Annotated in this window: 16 protein-coding genes; 13 read left to right on the top strand and 3 right to left on the bottom strand. The window is 71.3% G+C overall.

What is annotated here, in order from left to right:
• Positions 1 to 109 precede the first annotated feature (109 nt).
• Together ACZ7NC_RS03640 and ACZ7NC_RS03635 are read left to right on the top strand one after the other, a co-directional pair.
• Complete coding sequence (locus ACZ7NC_RS03640) at positions 110 to 970, top strand: metallophosphoesterase family protein (protein WP_471484570.1); 861 nt, start codon at positions 110 to 112, stop codon at positions 968 to 970.
• Positions 967 to 1647 (top strand): 4'-phosphopantetheinyl transferase family protein, encoded by a 681-nt coding sequence (locus ACZ7NC_RS03635; RefSeq protein WP_471484569.1) that lies wholly within the window; start codon positions 967 to 969, stop codon positions 1645 to 1647. The genes ACZ7NC_RS03640 and ACZ7NC_RS03635 overlap by 4 nt, the downstream gene beginning before the upstream one ends.
• Before the next feature lie 27 nt (positions 1648 to 1674).
• Here the strand turns inward: ACZ7NC_RS03635 and ACZ7NC_RS03630 are convergent, their stop codons facing one another.
• The 3 genes from ACZ7NC_RS03630 to ACZ7NC_RS03620 all read right to left on the bottom strand — a co-directional run bounded on the left by ACZ7NC_RS03630 (position 1675) and on the right by ACZ7NC_RS03620 (position 3282).
• On the bottom strand, positions 1675 to 1905 hold the full coding sequence (locus tag ACZ7NC_RS03630; RefSeq protein WP_471484568.1) for a hypothetical protein: 231 nt from the start codon (positions 1903 to 1905) through the stop codon (positions 1675 to 1677).
• Between the two features lie 163 nt (positions 1906 to 2068).
• Positions 2069 to 2593, bottom strand: a complete 525-nt coding sequence (locus ACZ7NC_RS03625) for a toxin-antitoxin system, toxin component (protein ID WP_471484905.1) — start codon at positions 2591 to 2593, stop codon at positions 2069 to 2071.
• A 38-nt stretch (positions 2594 to 2631) separates the two neighbouring features.
• Complete coding sequence (locus tag ACZ7NC_RS03620; protein ID WP_471484566.1) at positions 2632 to 3282, bottom strand: helix-turn-helix domain-containing protein; 651 nt, start codon at positions 3280 to 3282, stop codon at positions 2632 to 2634.
• A gap of 223 nt (positions 3283 to 3505) precedes the next feature.
• Here ACZ7NC_RS03620 and ACZ7NC_RS03615 point away from each other — a divergent pair, with 223 nt between their 5' ends.
• From ACZ7NC_RS03615 to ACZ7NC_RS03565, 11 genes are all read left to right on the top strand, one after another.
• Positions 3506 to 4168, top strand: coding sequence for an MmyB family transcriptional regulator (locus tag ACZ7NC_RS03615; RefSeq protein WP_471484564.1), 663 nt, complete (start codon positions 3506 to 3508; stop codon positions 4166 to 4168).
• 129 nt (positions 4169 to 4297) lie between these two features.
• Positions 4298 to 5449, top strand: a complete 1152-nt coding sequence (locus tag ACZ7NC_RS03610) for an NAD(P)/FAD-dependent oxidoreductase (protein ID WP_471484562.1) — start codon at positions 4298 to 4300, stop codon at positions 5447 to 5449.
• Positions 5446 to 5748: a (2Fe-2S)-binding protein gene (locus tag ACZ7NC_RS03605; RefSeq protein ID WP_471484561.1), complete on the top strand. Its 303-nt coding sequence runs from the start codon at positions 5446 to 5448 to the stop codon at positions 5746 to 5748. The genes ACZ7NC_RS03610 and ACZ7NC_RS03605 overlap by 4 nt, the downstream gene beginning before the upstream one ends.
• 176 nt (positions 5749 to 5924) lie before the next feature.
• Positions 5925 to 7304 carry an FAD-dependent oxidoreductase gene (locus ACZ7NC_RS03600; protein ID WP_471484559.1) on the top strand — a complete coding sequence of 460 codons (1380 nt, stop codon included), beginning with the start codon at positions 5925 to 5927 and terminating at the stop codon, positions 7302 to 7304.
• The gene (locus ACZ7NC_RS03595; RefSeq protein WP_471484557.1) at positions 7301 to 8191 is read left to right on the top strand and encodes a dihydrodipicolinate synthase family protein; all 891 of its coding nucleotides are present in this window, start codon (positions 7301 to 7303) and stop codon (positions 8189 to 8191) included. Before ACZ7NC_RS03600 ends, ACZ7NC_RS03595 begins: the two co-directional genes overlap by 4 nt.
• A gap of 15 nt (positions 8192 to 8206) precedes the next feature.
• Positions 8207 to 9208 (top strand): proline racemase family protein, encoded by a 1002-nt coding sequence (locus ACZ7NC_RS03590; protein ID WP_471484556.1) that lies wholly within the window; start codon positions 8207 to 8209, stop codon positions 9206 to 9208.
• Between the two features lie 83 nt (positions 9209 to 9291).
• Positions 9292 to 9993 (top strand): GntR family transcriptional regulator, encoded by a 702-nt coding sequence (locus ACZ7NC_RS03585; protein WP_471484555.1) that lies wholly within the window; start codon positions 9292 to 9294, stop codon positions 9991 to 9993.
• Between the two features lie 49 nt (positions 9994 to 10042).
• Positions 10043 to 11041, top strand: coding sequence for a LacI family DNA-binding transcriptional regulator (locus ACZ7NC_RS03580; RefSeq protein WP_471484554.1), 999 nt, complete (start codon positions 10043 to 10045; stop codon positions 11039 to 11041).
• Positions 11042 to 11181: 140 nt separating this feature from the next.
• Positions 11182 to 12531 carry an ABC transporter substrate-binding protein gene (locus ACZ7NC_RS03575; RefSeq protein ID WP_471484553.1) on the top strand — a complete coding sequence of 450 codons (1350 nt, stop codon included), beginning with the start codon at positions 11182 to 11184 and terminating at the stop codon, positions 12529 to 12531.
• A 6-nt stretch (positions 12532 to 12537) separates the two neighbouring features.
• Positions 12538 to 13494 carry a carbohydrate ABC transporter permease gene (locus tag ACZ7NC_RS03570; RefSeq protein ID WP_471484551.1) on the top strand — a complete coding sequence of 319 codons (957 nt, stop codon included), beginning with the start codon at positions 12538 to 12540 and terminating at the stop codon, positions 13492 to 13494.
• A complete protein-coding gene (locus ACZ7NC_RS03565) occupies positions 13491 to 14351 on the top strand; it encodes a carbohydrate ABC transporter permease (RefSeq protein ID WP_471484549.1) in 861 nt (286 codons plus the stop codon). The genes ACZ7NC_RS03570 and ACZ7NC_RS03565 overlap by 4 nt, the downstream gene beginning before the upstream one ends.
• The last annotated feature ends 32 nt before the right edge of the window (positions 14352 to 14383 follow it).

Genomic DNA, 14383 nt, shown 5'->3' with positions numbered 1-14383 from the left:
GCCTTGTACCAGTGGAACACTGTGTGTTCTCGTGGTCTCATTCGTGTGATCGTCTGGGTGTGAGTCCGTGCGAGTACGCGCGAGTCCGTATGAGTGGAAGGGGCGAAGGGTGACGTCGAGGGTCGGCGGTGCCGGACAGCTGCTGGCCATCAGCGACCTGCACATCGGCTACGAGGAGAACCGCGCCCTCGTCGAGAGGATGCGGCCCGGCTCCGACGACGACTGGCTGCTGGTCGCCGGTGACGTGGCGGAGACCGTCGCCGACATCGGCTGGGCGCTGAAGACACTCGCCGGCCGCTTCCGCAAGGTCGTCTGGGCACCCGGCAACCACGAGCTGTGGACGCACCCGAGGGACTCCGTCACGCTGCGCGGCGTCGCCCGCTACGAGCACCTGGTCGAGATGTGCCGGGAACTCGGCGTGACGACACCGGAGGACCCCTACCCCGTCTGGGACGGCCCCGGCGGCCCGGTGGCGGTCGCGCCGCTGTTCCTGCTGTACGACTACTCCTTCCTGCCCTCCGGCTGCACCACCAAGGAAGAGGGGCTGAAGTACGCCCACGGGACCGGGATCGTGTGCAACGACGAGTACCTGCTGCACCCCGACCCCTACCCGTCCCGCGAGGCCTGGTGCGAGGCCCGGGTCGCCGAGACCGAGCGCCGGCTCGCCGCGCTCCCCGAGGACCTGCCCACCGTCCTCGTCAACCACTACCCGCTGGACCGGCACCCGACGGACGTACTCTGGCATCCCGAGTTCGCCATGTGGTGCGGCACCCGGCTGACCGCGGACTGGCACCGCAGGTTCCGCGTCCAGACCATGGTCTACGGCCACCTCCACATCCCGCGGACCACCTGGCACGAGGGCGTCCGCTTCGAGGAGGTCTCGGTGGGATACCCCCGCGAGTGGCGCAAGCGACCGGGCCCGCCGGGACGGCTGCGCCGGATTCTGCCCAAGGAGGACGGGGCGCGTTGATCGAGGAACTGCTGCCGGACCAGGTGGTCACCGTCGAGGCGTACGGCAACGACGAGCCCGCGGTCGGGGTGCTGTACCCCGAGGAGGAGGCGGTCGTCGCCCTGGCGGTCGAAAAGCGCCGCCGGGAGTTCGCCGTCGTACGCTTCTGCGCCCGCAGCGCCATGGAGAAGCTCGGCGTGCCACCGCAGCCGATCCTGCCCGGTGAACGGGGCGCCCCCGGCTGGCCGGCCGGGCTCGTCGGCAGCATGACCCACTGCGACGGCTACAGCGCCGCCGCGCTGGTCCGCGCCGCCGATCTGGTGTCCCTCGGCATCGACGCCGAACCTCACCAGACGCTCCCGGAGGGCGTGCTGCCCTCCATAGCGCTGCCCGCCGAGACGGACCGGCTGCGCCGGCTGGCCGGCGATCACCCGGGCATCCACTGGGACCGGCTGCTGTTCAGTGCCAAGGAGTCCGTCTACAAGGCGTGGTTCCCGCTCACCGGCCAGTGGCTGGGCTTCACCGAGGCCGACATCGACGTCTTCGCCGACCCCGGTGAGCGGCACAGCGGTGGGTTCCGTGCCCGGCTTCTGGTGCCGGGTCCCTGGGTGGGCGAGCGCCGGCTCGACCACTTCGAGGGCCGCTGGACGGTCCAGCGGGGGCTGGTGGCGACAGCGGTGAGCGTGCCGCACCCCTGAGCCCCCGGGCCGGCCCTGAGGTCTGCGCTACGGCTCCGCCGGGCACCAGCTCGTCAGCAGCCGGAAGAACGCCTCCTCGTTGCCCGTCAGACCCGCGTCCGCCAGCGCCTGTTCCGCCTCGGCGAGGACGGTGGGCGGCACCACGGGTGGCCGGCCCTTTCCGGGGGGACCGTCGAACGCGGCTCGTACGGTGTGCAACAGCCGCAGATAGGCCTGGACGGCGGTGCGCTCGCGATCGGTCAGTACGGCAGTGGGCATCGGTCGGCTCTCCCCAAGTCGGCGTCGTCGCGTCACGCCCCGCACATGAGGGCGCACCACCAGCTTGCCGTCCACCACTGACAATCGGGTTCCTCCGCCGCTCCCGGCGTCGCCCGAGCGGGGGTACCGGACGTGCCGGCCGCCCGCTCCCGGCGACGGTGCGTCAGCCCTGTGGCCCGAGGTAACCCAGGGACGCCTCGATCCGCCCCGCCAGATGATCCCGCTGCCCGCGCACCGACGGGTCCGCCAGCCAGGTACGGCACTTGCTGGCCAGCAGCAGGCCGAAGCTCTCGGCCTCCTTCTCCTCCGCCTCGTCGAAGCGGCTGCGGGCGGCGACCTTCAGCACAGTCGAGCGCAGATCGGCGTCGTCGCACAGGAGCCGGGCCGCGACGCTCGCGCCCTCGATGCTGTGGGTGCAGTGGCCGGCCTTCATGTGCCACAGCTCATGGCCGAGGATCACCAACTGGTGGTCCGGCGCCGTGCGTTCCTCGATCACCACGAGGTCCTGGTCGGCCATGTCGAGCCACAGCCCGCTGGCCGTGCCGGGCGGGAAGGCGGCCGTACGGAAGTGGACGGGACGGCCGCGGCGTCTGCCCATCGCGTCGCACAGCGCGCCGTACAGCTTCCCGGGCGCCGCGGGCGCGGGGAGTGTCAGCTCCGCGACCAACTCGCCGCACAGGCGGCGCATTTCCCTACCGATGCCCACAGATCTCCGTTCTCCCCGGATCACGACTCGGGTCGCTTGACGCTCTCCAGGAGCATGTCCAGCCACTCCGCGACCTTGTCGCGGTGCTGGTCGGTGGGCAGTTGCGCGGCCCGCCAGGCGATGCCGCGCACGCCGTGGTCCTGCAGCAGTCTCTCCAGCGGGTCCTCGGCGGCCTGGGCGGCCTCGCGCTCCGCGAGCTTCTGGAGCAGGTCCTGCTCGGTGCGCTGGAGGGCGCCCGCGAGCGCCTCGGGATCCTCGGCCGTGAGGAATCCGGCGTGTACGCGGAAGAAGCGCTGGAGGGCGTCGCAGTGCTCCATGGTGGGGCGCCGGTCGCCGTTGATCAGGGCGCCCGCCTGCTGGCGTGACATGCCCGCGCCGTCGGCGATCTCCTGCTGGGTGCACTTGCGGCCGTTGGGCTTGAGGCGGGTGCGGCGCAGGAGGTCGAGCCGCTGCAGGAAGCGGGCCTGTACGTCGGGCTCGCCGGCGGGGCGGCCGCTCAGCAGCGCCTTGACCACGGACTCGGGGACGCCGCAGGCTACGGACAGGCGGCCGGTGTCGAAGACCTCCGTGTGCGGCACGCCGAGCCGGTCGGCGAGCGCGGTGACGCGGGCGACGACGGCGGGCAGCGCTGCCGTCGGCGTGGCGCCCGGACCCTCGAAGCCATCCGTCACCGACAGATCTCCTACGTCTCTCACAGGCTCCTCACAAGCCCATCCCGTGAACTCGACGGAGATTACCGGGTAGTTCGAACTCACATCCAGGTCTCGCCACAACTGTGGCCAATTTCAGCCGTCAACAGGCACGAAATGCCACGATAGTTGACACGGCTCGGGCCGGGGCAGCAGGATCGGGGCGCCGCGTGAAGGCCGCATAGGCAAGAGGGGTGACCTCCCGATGGCATATCAGGCAGGTGGGCAGCGGTCCGTACCGCGACCCGTCCCCGAGAGGCCGGAGGCCCAGGCGTATCTGCGGGACTTCGCCGGCCTCGTGGAAGCCGTGCCCTTCCCGTCCGTCGTACTCGACCACCGCTGGGACGTCGTTCTGGCGAACACCGCTTTCGCGTCACTTTTCCACGGCGTGGGCCCGCATCCGACGGCCATGCCCGGCGACAACTTCCTCAGATTCGTACTCTTCCACCCGGACGCGAGCACCGTCCTCGGCGACCACGAGTCCAGCTGGTGTCTGCCGATGCTGGCCCAGTTCGCGGCCGCCGTGGAGCGGCACGGCCACGACCACGGTCTGCAGGCCATCCGGCGGGAGATCGCCCAGGATCCGATCATGGAGGCCGCCTACCGGCAGGGCCTGCCGCACTGGATCCGCGCGGTCGGCGAACGGGCCGTCGCCCAGGACGGCGCCGTACGCCCGCTGCTGCACCCCGACCCGCGCTGGGGCGCCACCGAGTGCCGGGTCGTCGACGAGACGCCCAGGACCCTGCGGGAAGTGGGGTACACCCGGCTGACGCTGGTATTGCGCGAGGTGCGCCGCGACCGGCCCAGGACGCGCACGGTACGCCGCGGCGCGGCCCATCTGCGCGTGGTGCCCGCCACCGAGGACTGAACGGGGCACCGTCGGCGTTCAGGTCGCCGGCGGCGCCCCGTCAGCGCGGTTCGGCGCGGCTCGCTCCGACGTACGGAATGGTGCGGTCGCACCATTCCGTCTCAGGGTGGTGTGTGACATAGTACTGGCGTGAGCGAGCGACTGACCTGCGATGTCGTCGTTGTCGGCGCCGGGATGGTGGGCGCCGCCTGCGCGCTGTACGCGGCCCGGGCGGGTCTCGACGTGATCCTCGTCGACCGTGGCCCGGTGGCCGGCGGTACGACCGGTGCCGGTGAGGGCAATGTCCTCGTCTCGGACAAGGAACCGGGCCCCGAGCTGGACCTCGCGCTGCTGTCCGGCCGACTGTGGGGCGAACTGGCGCGGGAGTTCGGCGCGGCCGTCGAGTACGAGGCGAAGGGCGGCGTCGTCGTGGCCTCGTCCCCGGGCGGGCTCGAGGCGCTGGAGCGGTTCGCCGCCGGGCAGCGGGCCGCCGGAGTCGTCGCCGAACCGGTCACGGGCGACGCCCTGTACGACCTCGAACCGCACCTGGCACCGGGTCTGCCGGGCGGCGTCCACTATCCCCAGGACTGCCAGGTCATGCCGGCCCTGGCCGCCGCCCACCTCGTCCGCGCCTCCGGTGCCCGTCTGTTCACCGGCCGGACGGTGACCGACGTCCTGCGCACACCCGAGGGTGCGGTGCGCGGGGTGCGCACGGACCGGGGCGACATCCACGCCCCGGCGGTCGTCAACGCCGCCGGCACCTGGGGCGGTGAACTCGCCGCACTCGCCGGCGCCCGTCTCCCCGTCCTGCCCCGGCGAGGCTTCGTCCTGGTCACCGAGCCCCTCCCGCGCAAGGTCCGGCACAAGGTGTATGCCGCCGACTACGTGGCCGACGTCGCCAGCGACTCGGCCGCGCTCCAGACCTCCCCGGTCGTCGAGGGCACCGCGGCCGGCCCGATCCTGATCGGCGCGAGCCGGGAACGCGTCGGCTTCGACCGGACCTTCTCCCTGCCCGTCGTACGGGCGCTGGCGGCGGGTGCGACGCGACTGTTCCCGTTCCTGGCCGACGTCCACGCGATGCGCGCTTACCTGGGCTTCCGCCCGTACCTGCCCGACCACCTGCCCGCCATCGGCCCCGACCCCCGGGTGCCCGGCCTGCACCACGCCTGCGGCCACGAGGGCGCCGGCATCGGACTCGCCGCCGGCACCGGCCACTTGATCGCACAGGCCCTGACCGCGAAGACCCCCGACCTGGACCTGACACCGTTCCGCCCCGACCGCTTCGCCGAGGAGGCCGTATGAGAACCCCTCTGGAGCTCGCCGACGCCCACCCGGGCCCGGCCTTCACGGTCACCCTGGACGACCGTGAGATCCGGGCACTGCCCGGCCAGACGGCCGCCGCCGCGCTCTGGGCGGCCGGGATCACCTCCTGGCGCACCACCCGCGGCGAGGGCCGCCCGCGCGGCGTGTTCTGCGGCATCGGCGTCTGCTTCGACTGCCTGGTCACCATCAACGACCGCCCGAACCAACGGGCCTGCCTGGTGCGCCTGCACCCCGGTGACGCGATCCGGACACAGGAGGGGACGGGCCACGATGACTGACTTTGTGGTGATCGGTGCGCCGCGGGCGGGATTTGCTGCGGGCTGTTGTGGCTGTCGGTCGGGGGTTGGCGGTGGTGGTCGTCGATTCGGCGGCGGATGCGGGTGGGCTGTTCCACGGTCAGCTTGTGTCCGGGGTGCGCGCGGGACGGCTGCGGGCGCGGGAGGGGCGGGGCGCGATGACTGACCTCGTGGTGATCGGTGCGGGGCCGGCGGGGCTTGCCGCGGCTGTGGCGGCTGGTGGGCGTGGGTTGGGGGTGGTGGTTGTCGACTCGGCGGCGGATCCGGGTGGGCAGTTCTACCGTCGGCCCGCGTCCGGGCTGCGCGCTCCGCGGCCGCAGGCCTTGCATCATCAGTGGCGGACCTGGGAGCGGCTCAGGGCCGGTCTGGCCGGTGGCGGCGTTCGGGTTCTGTCGGGTCATCATGTCTGGGCCGTGGAACGGGACTCCGACGGCTTCGCGGTGCATGCCCTGGTCGGACCCGAGCAGCGGGAGCCGGCCGTGGTGCGAAGTGCCGGCGTGCTCCTTGCCACCGGCGGCTACGAGCGGGTGTTTCCCTTCCCCGGCTGGACACTTCCCGGCGTCGTCACCGCCGGCGGCGCGCAGGCGATGCTGAAGGGCGGGCTCGTGGTGCCGGGACGCAGGGCGGTCGTCGCCGGAACCGGGCCGTTGCTGCTGCCCGTGGCGACGGGGCTCGCGGCGGCGGGCGTCGAGATCGCGGCCCTCGTGGAAGCGGCCGGCCCCGGGGACGTCGTACGGCACGCCCGGGCCCTGGCCGCCAAGTTGCCCGAGGGGGCTGGATACGCGGCCCGCCTTCTGCGCCACCGCGTCCGCCTGCTCGGCCGCCACACGGTCGTCCGCGCCCACGGCGAGGACCGGCTCACCTCAGTCACCGTCGCCGCCCTCGGTGCCGACGGACGCGTCCGGCCGGGCACCGAACGCCAACTGCCGTGCGACACCCTCGCCGTCGGACACGGCATGCTCCCGCACACCGACCTCGCCGGGACCCTCGGCTGCCGCCTGGACGGCGAGACCGTGGCCGTCGACGACGAGCAGCGCACCGACGTACCCGGCGTATGGGCCGCGGGGGAGTCCACCGGCATCGGCGGCGCGGCCCTCGCCCTGGCCGAGGGACACATCGCCGGACTCTCCGCCGCCGCACGCCTCAAGGGCGCCGCACCCGACCCGGCGCGCTGGGCCGCGGCCGCCAAGTCCCGTACGAGGCTCCGCCGGGCGGCCGCCGCTCTCGACGCCGCGTACCCGCCGCCCGCGCACTGGAGTGACCAGGTCACCGACGACACCCTCGTCTGCCGCTGCGAGGAGGTCACCGCCGGTGCCGTCCGTGAGGCCGTGGACGAGCTCGGCGCGGGTGACGTCCGCACCGTGAAGCTGCTGACCCGGGCCGGTATGGGCTGGTGCCAGGGACGCGTGTGCGGGCCCGCGGTCGCCGGGCTCGCCGGATGCGAACCGGCGCCGTCCCGGCGGCCGTTCGCGAGCCCCGTACCGCTCGGCGTACTCGCCCGGCAACACGACATCGCCACTCGGAGAGGAACCCCATGACCGACCACCGCCCCTGGCGCGGCGTGCTCGTCGCCACCGCCCTCCCGCTCGACGACGACCTCCGCGTCGACCACGCCAAGTACGCCGAGCACTGCGCCTGGCTCGTCGAGAACGGCTGTGACGGCGTCGTACCGAACGGCAGCCTCGGGGAGTACCAGGTGCTCACCCCCGAGGAGCGGGCGAAGGTCGTGCGGACGGCCGTCGCCGCGGTCGGCGGCTCGCGGGTGATGCCCGGCGTCGCCGCCTACGGCTCGGCCGAGTCCCGCCGCTGGGCCGAGCAGGCCCGGGACGCGGGCTGTACGTCCGTGATGCTGCTGCCGCCGAACGCGTACCGAGCCGACGAGCGTTCCGTCCTCGCCCACTACGAGGAGGTCGCGAAGGCGGGCGTCCCGGTCGTGGCGTACAACAACCCCATCGACACCAAGGTCGACCTCGTCCCCGAACTGCTCGCGAAGCTGCACGGCGAGGGGTACATCCACGCGGTCAAGGAGTTCTCCGGCGATGTCCGCCGCGCCTACCAGCTGGCCGAACTCGCCCCGGAACTGGACCTGTTGATCGGCGCCGACGACGTCCTGCTGGAGCTCGCGCTCGCCGGCGCCAAGGGCTGGGTGGCCGGCTACCCGAACGCGCTGCCGAGGGCCTGCGTGGAGCTGTACCGCGCCGCCGTCGCCGGCGACCTGGGCACCGCCAAGAAGCTCTACGAACAGCTGCACCCGCTGCTGCGCTGGGACTCCAAGGTCGAGTTCGTACAGGCGATCAAGCTCTCCATGGACATCGTCGGCCGGCACGGGGGACGCTGCCGCCCGCCGAGGGTGCCGCTACTGCCGGAGCAGGAGGCCACGATCCGGGCGGCCACGGAGAAGGCAGTCGCCGCGGGGCCGGCGTAAGAGGAGGCTGGACCCATGCGGAGCAAACTCGTCCTGCACGCCGTCGACTCGCACACCGAGGGCATGCCCACCCGCGTGATCACTGGCGGGATCGGGACCATCCCCGGCGCGACCATGAACGAACGGCGCCTGTACTTCCGTGAGCACCGCGACGGCATCAAGCAGCTCCTGATGAACGAGCCGCGCGGCCACTCCGCGATGAGCGGCGCCATCCTCCAGCCGCCCACCCGCCCCGACTGCGACTGGGGCGTGCTCTACATCGAGGTCTCGGGCTATCTGCCGATGTGCGGACACGGCACGATCGGCGTGGCGACCGTGCTCGTCGAGACCGGCATGGTCGAGGTCGTCGAGCCGGTCACCACGATCCGCCTCGACACCCCGGCCGGCCCGGTCGTCGCCGAGGTGGCCGTGGAGGACGGCGCCGCGAAGGCGGTCACCCTCCAGAACGTCCCGTCCTTCTCCGTCGCCCTCGACCGCAAGATCACCCTGGCCGACGGGCGCACGGTGACATACGACATGGCATACGGCGGCAACTTCTACGCCATCCTGCCGCTGGAGCAGTTCGGGCTGCCCTTCGACCGCTCCCGCAAGGACGACATCCTCGCGGCGGGACTGTCCCTCATGGAGGCGATCAACGCCGAGGAGGAGCCCGTGCATCCCGAGGACCCGTCCATCCACGGCTGCCACCACGTCCACCTGATCGCCCCCGGCTCCACCGCCCGTCACTCCCGGCACGCGATGGCCATCCACCCCGGCTGGTTCGACCGCTCGCCCTGCGGTACGGGCACGAGCGCGCGGATGGCGCAGCTGCACGCCCGGGGCGAACTGCCCCTGCACACCGAGTTCGTCAACGAGTCCTTCATCGGGACGCGGTTCACCGGACGGCTCCTCGGCACCACCGAGGTCGGGGGCCGCCCCGCCGTCCTGCCCAGCTTCACCGGGCGCGCGTGGATCACGGGCACCGCGCAGTATCTGCTCGATCCGTCGGACCCGTTCCCGGCCGGGTTCGTGCTGTGAACGTCGACGATAATGAGGCACCTGACCGCCCGTAACACGTGACATTGCACAGCTGCCACAGCAGCTGCACAGCAAGGAGACCCATGGCCGCCCCGCGCACCGGCGCCCCGTCCACCGCAGCCGCTCCCGCGCTGCCCACCCTGGGCGGCAAGAAGAGCAGCTACCGGGAGCGGGTCGCCGATGCCCTGCGGGCCGCGCTGATCGCCGGGGAACTGCGCCCGGGGGAGGTGTACTCGGCGCCGACGCTCGCCGCCCGCTTCGGAGTCTCGGCGACGCCGGTCCGCGAGGCCATGCTGGACCTGGTCAAGGAAGGCCTGATGGACACGGTCCCCAACAAGGGCTTCCGGGTCACCGCGGTCACCGAGCAGCAGCTCGACGAGTACAAGCACATCCGGGCGCTCATCGAGATCCCCACGGTGGTCGAACTGGCGGCGACCGCGGACAAGGTCTCCCTGGAGGCGCTGCGCCCGGCCGCCCGGGAGATCGTCCAGGCCGCCGTCTCCGGCGACCTCATCGCGTACGTCGAGGCCGACACCCGCTTCCATCTCGGCCTGCTCGCCCTCGCCGGCAACGCCCACCTGGTCGAGGTCGTCGGCGACCTCCGCAAGCGCTCCCGCCTCTACGGGCTCACCGCGCTCGTCGAGGCCGGCCGTCTGCTGGCCTCCGCCGAGGAGCACCTCGAACTCCTCGACGCGCTGATCGCCCGCGACGAGGAGGCCGTACGCGAGGTCATGACCCGTCACCTGGGACATGTGCGCGGCCTCTGGGCGGCGAAGAAGTGGTAGAGGCAGCGCAACGCAAACAGCTTGCATTTCTTGCGCTATTCTTGCGCGCATGACGCGACGACTTGCTGAAGTGGCGAAGAAGGTCGGGGTCAGCGAGGCCACGGTCAGCCGGGTGCTCAACGACAAGCCCGGCGTCTCCGAGGCCACCCGGCAGGCGGTGCTCTCCGCCCTGGACGTCCTCGGCTACGAACGGCCCACACAACTACGCGGCGAGCGCGCCCGGCTCGTCGGCCTCGTGCTGCCCGAGCTGCAGAACCCGATCTTCCCGGCCTTCGCCGAGGTGATCGGCGGAGCGCTCGCCCAGCTGGGGCTGACGCCGGTGCTGTGCACACAGACCAAGGGCGGGGTGTCCGAGGCCGACTACGTCGCGCTGCTGCTGCAACAACAGGTCTCCGGCGTCGTGTTCGCGGGCGGGCTGTACGCCCAGGCCGACGCGCCGCACGACCACTACAAGGAGCTCGCCGACCGCAACATCCCGGTCGTCCTGGTCAACGCGGCCATCGAGCACCTGGGCTTCCCCGGGGTCTCCTGCGACGACGCCGTGGCCGTGGAGCAGGCCTGGCGGCACCTGGCCTCGCTGGGCCACGAACGCATCGGGCTGCTGCTCGGGCCGGGCGACCATGTGCCGTCGGCGCGCAAGCTGGCCGCCGCGCGGGGCATCGCCGGCGAGCTGCCCGAGGAGCGCGTGGCGCGGGCCATCTTCTCGATCGAGGGCGGTCACGCCGCCGCCTCCCGGCTGATCGACCGGGGCGTCACCGGCATCATCTGCGCGAGCGACCCGCTGGCGCTCGGTGCGATCAGGGCCGCCCGCCGCAAGGGACTTGACGTCCCGTCGGAGATCTCCGTGGTCGGCTACGACGACTCGGCGTTCATGAACTGCACCGAGCCTCCGCTCACCACCGTCCGCCAGCCCATCGAGGCCATGGGGCGGGCGGCCGTGGAGCTGCTGAACTCGCAGATCGGGGGTGCCGCCGTACCGGCGGACGAGCTGCTCTTCGAGCCGGAGCTGGTGGTGCGCGGGTCGACGGCGCAGGCGCCGCGCACCTGAGATCGGGCGTCTCGCCGACGCCGACGAGGGCGGCCCTTCTGCTGTTCAAAAATTGCAAAATTCGCGCGACATCTTGCGGACGGATGTCGACGGTGCTTGAGTGTGCGGCGCCCACCGCTCCTGCCCAGAGGGGTCCACCGATGAGAAGCACCGGGTTCCGCCGTACCTTTGCCGCGCTGAGTGTCTGCTCCCTCGCCCTCGCTGTCTCCGCCTGCGGGTCGGGCGACGACGACTCGGCGAGCGGCAAGACCCGTATCACGGTCAACTGCATGCCGCCCAAGAGCGCCAAGGTCGACCGCACCTTCTTCGAGCAGGACATCGCCGCCTTCGAGAAGGCCAACCCGGACATCGACGTCGTGGCCCACGACGCGTTCCCGTGCCAAGACCCGAAGACCTTCGACGCCAAACTCGCCGGCGGGCAGATGGAGGACGTCTTCTACACGTACTTCACCGACGCCGGGCACGTCGTCGACATCAACCAGGCCGCCGATCTCACGCCGTACGTCAAGGAGTTGAAGAGCTACGGGACCATCCAGCAGCAGTTGCGCGACATCTACACCGTCGACGGCAAGGTCTACGGCATCCCGCGCACCGGCTACTCGATGGGCCTGATCTACAACAAGGCGCTCTTCGAGAAGGCCGGCCTCGATCCCGACCGGCCCCCGGCCACCTGGGAGGAGGTCCGCGCCGCCGCCAAGAAGATCGCCGGACTGGGCAACGGCACCGTCGGCTACGCCGACTACAGCGCCCAGAACCAGGGCGGCTGGCACTTCACCGCCGAGCTCTACTCCCAGGGCGGGGACGTCGTGAGCGCCGACGGCGAGAAGGCCACCGTCGACACCCCCGAGGGCCGCGCCGTGCTCCAGAACCTGCACGACATGCGCTGGAGCGACAACTCCATGGGCAGCAAGCAGCTCCTGGTCATCAACGACGTCCAGCAGATGATGGGCTCCGGCAAGCTCGGCATGTACCTCTCCGCCCCCGACAACATCCCGATCCTGGTCAAGGAGAAGGGCGGCAACTACAAGGACCTCGCGCTCGCCCCCATGCCCGGCGGCGAGGGCACGCTCATCGGCGGCGACGGCTACATGTTCAACAAGAAGGCGAGCCCCGAGCAGATCCGCGCCGGCCTGAAGTGGCTGGACCACATGTTCCTCACGCCCGGAGACGGCTTGCTCGGCGACTACGCCCGCGCCAAGAAGGCGGACGCACCGGTCGGCCTGCCCGAGCCGCGCCTGTTCAGCGGCGCCGCCGACGCCAAGGACCAGCAGGTCAAGGAGGCCAACGCCAACGTCCCGGTGGAGAACTACCAGGCCTTCCTCGACGGCAACCAGAGCCTGGAGATGAAGATCGAGCCGCCCAGCGCTCAGCAGATCTACTCCGTCCTCGACGGCGTCGTCTCCGCCGTCCTCACCAAGAAGGACGCCGACATCGACCAGCTCCTGAAGGACGCGTCCGGGAAGATCGACAGCATCCTGGCCCGGGGCTGACGGGCCATGACCAGGACGGCTCAGCGTCGGACCGTCGAGAAGGTCGCGGTCCACCCGATGCAGGCGCCGCCTCCGGCAGGGGACCAGAGGCGGCGCCGCCTCGCCGACCAGCTGCGCGCCTACGGCTTCCTCGTCGGCGGTCTCGTCTGCTTCGCCCTCTTCTCCTGGTACCCGGCGATCCGCGCGGTCGTGATCGCCTTCCAGAAGTACACGCCCGGCTCGGACCCCGAGTGGGTCGGCACCGCCAACTTCACCCGCGTCTTCGCCGACCCGGAGTTCGCCGCCGCCTGGCGCAACACCCTCACCTTCACCCTGCTCGCCCTGCTGATCGGCTTCGCGATCCCCTTCGTACTCGCCCTGGTCCTCAACGAGTTGAGGCACGCCAAGGCGTTCTTCCGGGTCGTGGTCTATCTACCGGTGATGATCCCGCCGGTGGTCAGCGCCCTGCTGTGGAAGTGGTTCTACGACCCCGGCACCGGCCTCGCCAACGAGGCGCTCCGGTTCCTGCACCTGCCCACCTCGAACTGGTCCAACGGCGCCGACACCGCCCTCATCTCCCTGGTGATCGTGGCCACCTGGGCCAACATGGGCGGCACCGTCCTGATCTACCTGGCGGCGCTCCAGTCCATCCCGGGCGAGCTGTACGAGGCCGCCGAACTCGACGGCGCGAACCTACTGCAACGCATCCGGCACGTCACGATCCCGCAGACCCGCTTCGTGATCCTGATGCTGATGCTCCTTCAGATCATCGCCACGATGCAGGTCTTCACCGAGCCCTTCGTCATCACGGGCGGCGGCCCCGAGAACGCCACGGTGACCGTCCTCTACCTGATCTACAAGTACGCCTTCCTCTACAACGACTTCGGCGGCGCCTGCGCCCTCAGCGTGCTGCTCCTTGCGCTCCTCGGTGCCTTCTCCGCCGTGTACCTGCGTCTGACACGCACCGAAGGGGAGGACGCATGACCACCCGGACCCTTCTCTCCCCGGCGGCCCTGGCCCGCCCGCGCGGCAAGGCCGTCTACTGGTCCGTGTTCACCGGCACCGTCCTGCTGTTCACGCTGGCGTTCCTCTTCCCCGTGTACTGGATGGTGACGGGCGCGATGAAGTCGCCGGACGAGGTGGCGCGGACCCCGCCCACGCTCGTCCCGGAGCAGTGGCACCTCAGCGGCTACACCGACGCCTGGGACCTGATGCAACTGCCCAGCCACCTCTGGAACACCGTCGTCCAGGCCGCCGGCGCCTGGCTGTTCCAGATCGTGTTCTGCACGGCCGCCGCCTACGCGCTGTCCATGCTGCGGCCCGTCTTCGGCAAGGTCCTCCTCGGTGGCATCCTCGCCACCCTGATGGTCCCGGCCCAGGCGCTGGTCGTACCGAAGTACCTGACCGTGGCGGACCTGGGGCTGCTCAACGCCCCGCTCGCCATCTGGCTGCCGGCCGTCGCCAACGCCTTCAACCTCTATCTGCTGAAGCGGTTCTTCGACCAGCTCCCGCGCGATGTCCTTCAGGCCGCCGAGATCGACGGCGCCGGGAAGCTGCGCACCCTGTGGTCGGTGGTGCTGCCGATGTCCCGGCCGGTCCTGGGCGTGGTCTCGATCTTCGCCCTGGTGGCCGTGTGGCAGGACTTCCTGTGGCCGCTGATGGTCTTCTCCGACACCGACAAACAGCCGATCAGCGTGGCGCTCGTCCAGCTGTCGCAGAACATCCCGCTGACCGTGCTCATCGCCGCGATGGTGATCGCCAGCATCCCCATGGTCGCGATGTTCCTGGTCTTCCAGCGGCACATCATCGCCGGGATCGGCGCGGGCAGCACGAAGGGCTGACGTCCTACTCGCTCTCACAGAAAGGGCCACAC

Source organism: Streptomyces sp. NPDC111802 (assembly GCF_055634335.1).
The sequence above is the reverse complement of the archived record's forward strand: the minus strand, read 5'-3'. Positions and strand labels throughout refer to the sequence as shown.

Coding starts and splice junctions, on each gene's coding strand:
- ACZ7NC_RS03575 (WP_471484553.1), top strand. CDS start 11,182: ATGAGAAGCACCGGGTTCCGCCGTACCTTTGCCGCGCTGAGTGTCTGC.
- ACZ7NC_RS03570 (WP_471484551.1), top strand. CDS start 12,538: ATGACCAGGACGGCTCAGCGTCGGACCGTCGAGAAGGTCGCGGTCCAC.
- ACZ7NC_RS03615 (WP_471484564.1), top strand. CDS start 3,506: ATGGCATATCAGGCAGGTGGGCAGCGGTCCGTACCGCGACCCGTCCCC.
- ACZ7NC_RS03585 (WP_471484555.1), top strand. CDS start 9,292: ATGGCCGCCCCGCGCACCGGCGCCCCGTCCACCGCAGCCGCTCCCGCG.
- ACZ7NC_RS03565 (WP_471484549.1), top strand. CDS start 13,491: ATGACCACCCGGACCCTTCTCTCCCCGGCGGCCCTGGCCCGCCCGCGC.
- ACZ7NC_RS03595 (WP_471484557.1), top strand. CDS start 7,301: ATGACCGACCACCGCCCCTGGCGCGGCGTGCTCGTCGCCACCGCCCTC.
- ACZ7NC_RS03630 (WP_471484568.1), bottom strand. CDS start 1,905: ATGCCCACTGCCGTACTGACCGATCGCGAGCGCACCGCCGTCCAGGCC.
- ACZ7NC_RS03580 (WP_471484554.1), top strand. CDS start 10,043: ATGACGCGACGACTTGCTGAAGTGGCGAAGAAGGTCGGGGTCAGCGAG.
- ACZ7NC_RS03590 (WP_471484556.1), top strand. CDS start 8,207: ATGCGGAGCAAACTCGTCCTGCACGCCGTCGACTCGCACACCGAGGGC.
- ACZ7NC_RS03600 (WP_471484559.1), top strand. CDS start 5,925: ATGACTGACCTCGTGGTGATCGGTGCGGGGCCGGCGGGGCTTGCCGCG.
- ACZ7NC_RS03605 (WP_471484561.1), top strand. CDS start 5,446: ATGAGAACCCCTCTGGAGCTCGCCGACGCCCACCCGGGCCCGGCCTTC.
- ACZ7NC_RS03625 (WP_471484905.1), bottom strand. CDS start 2,593: ATGCGCCGCCTGTGCGGCGAGTTGGTCGCGGAGCTGACACTCCCCGCG.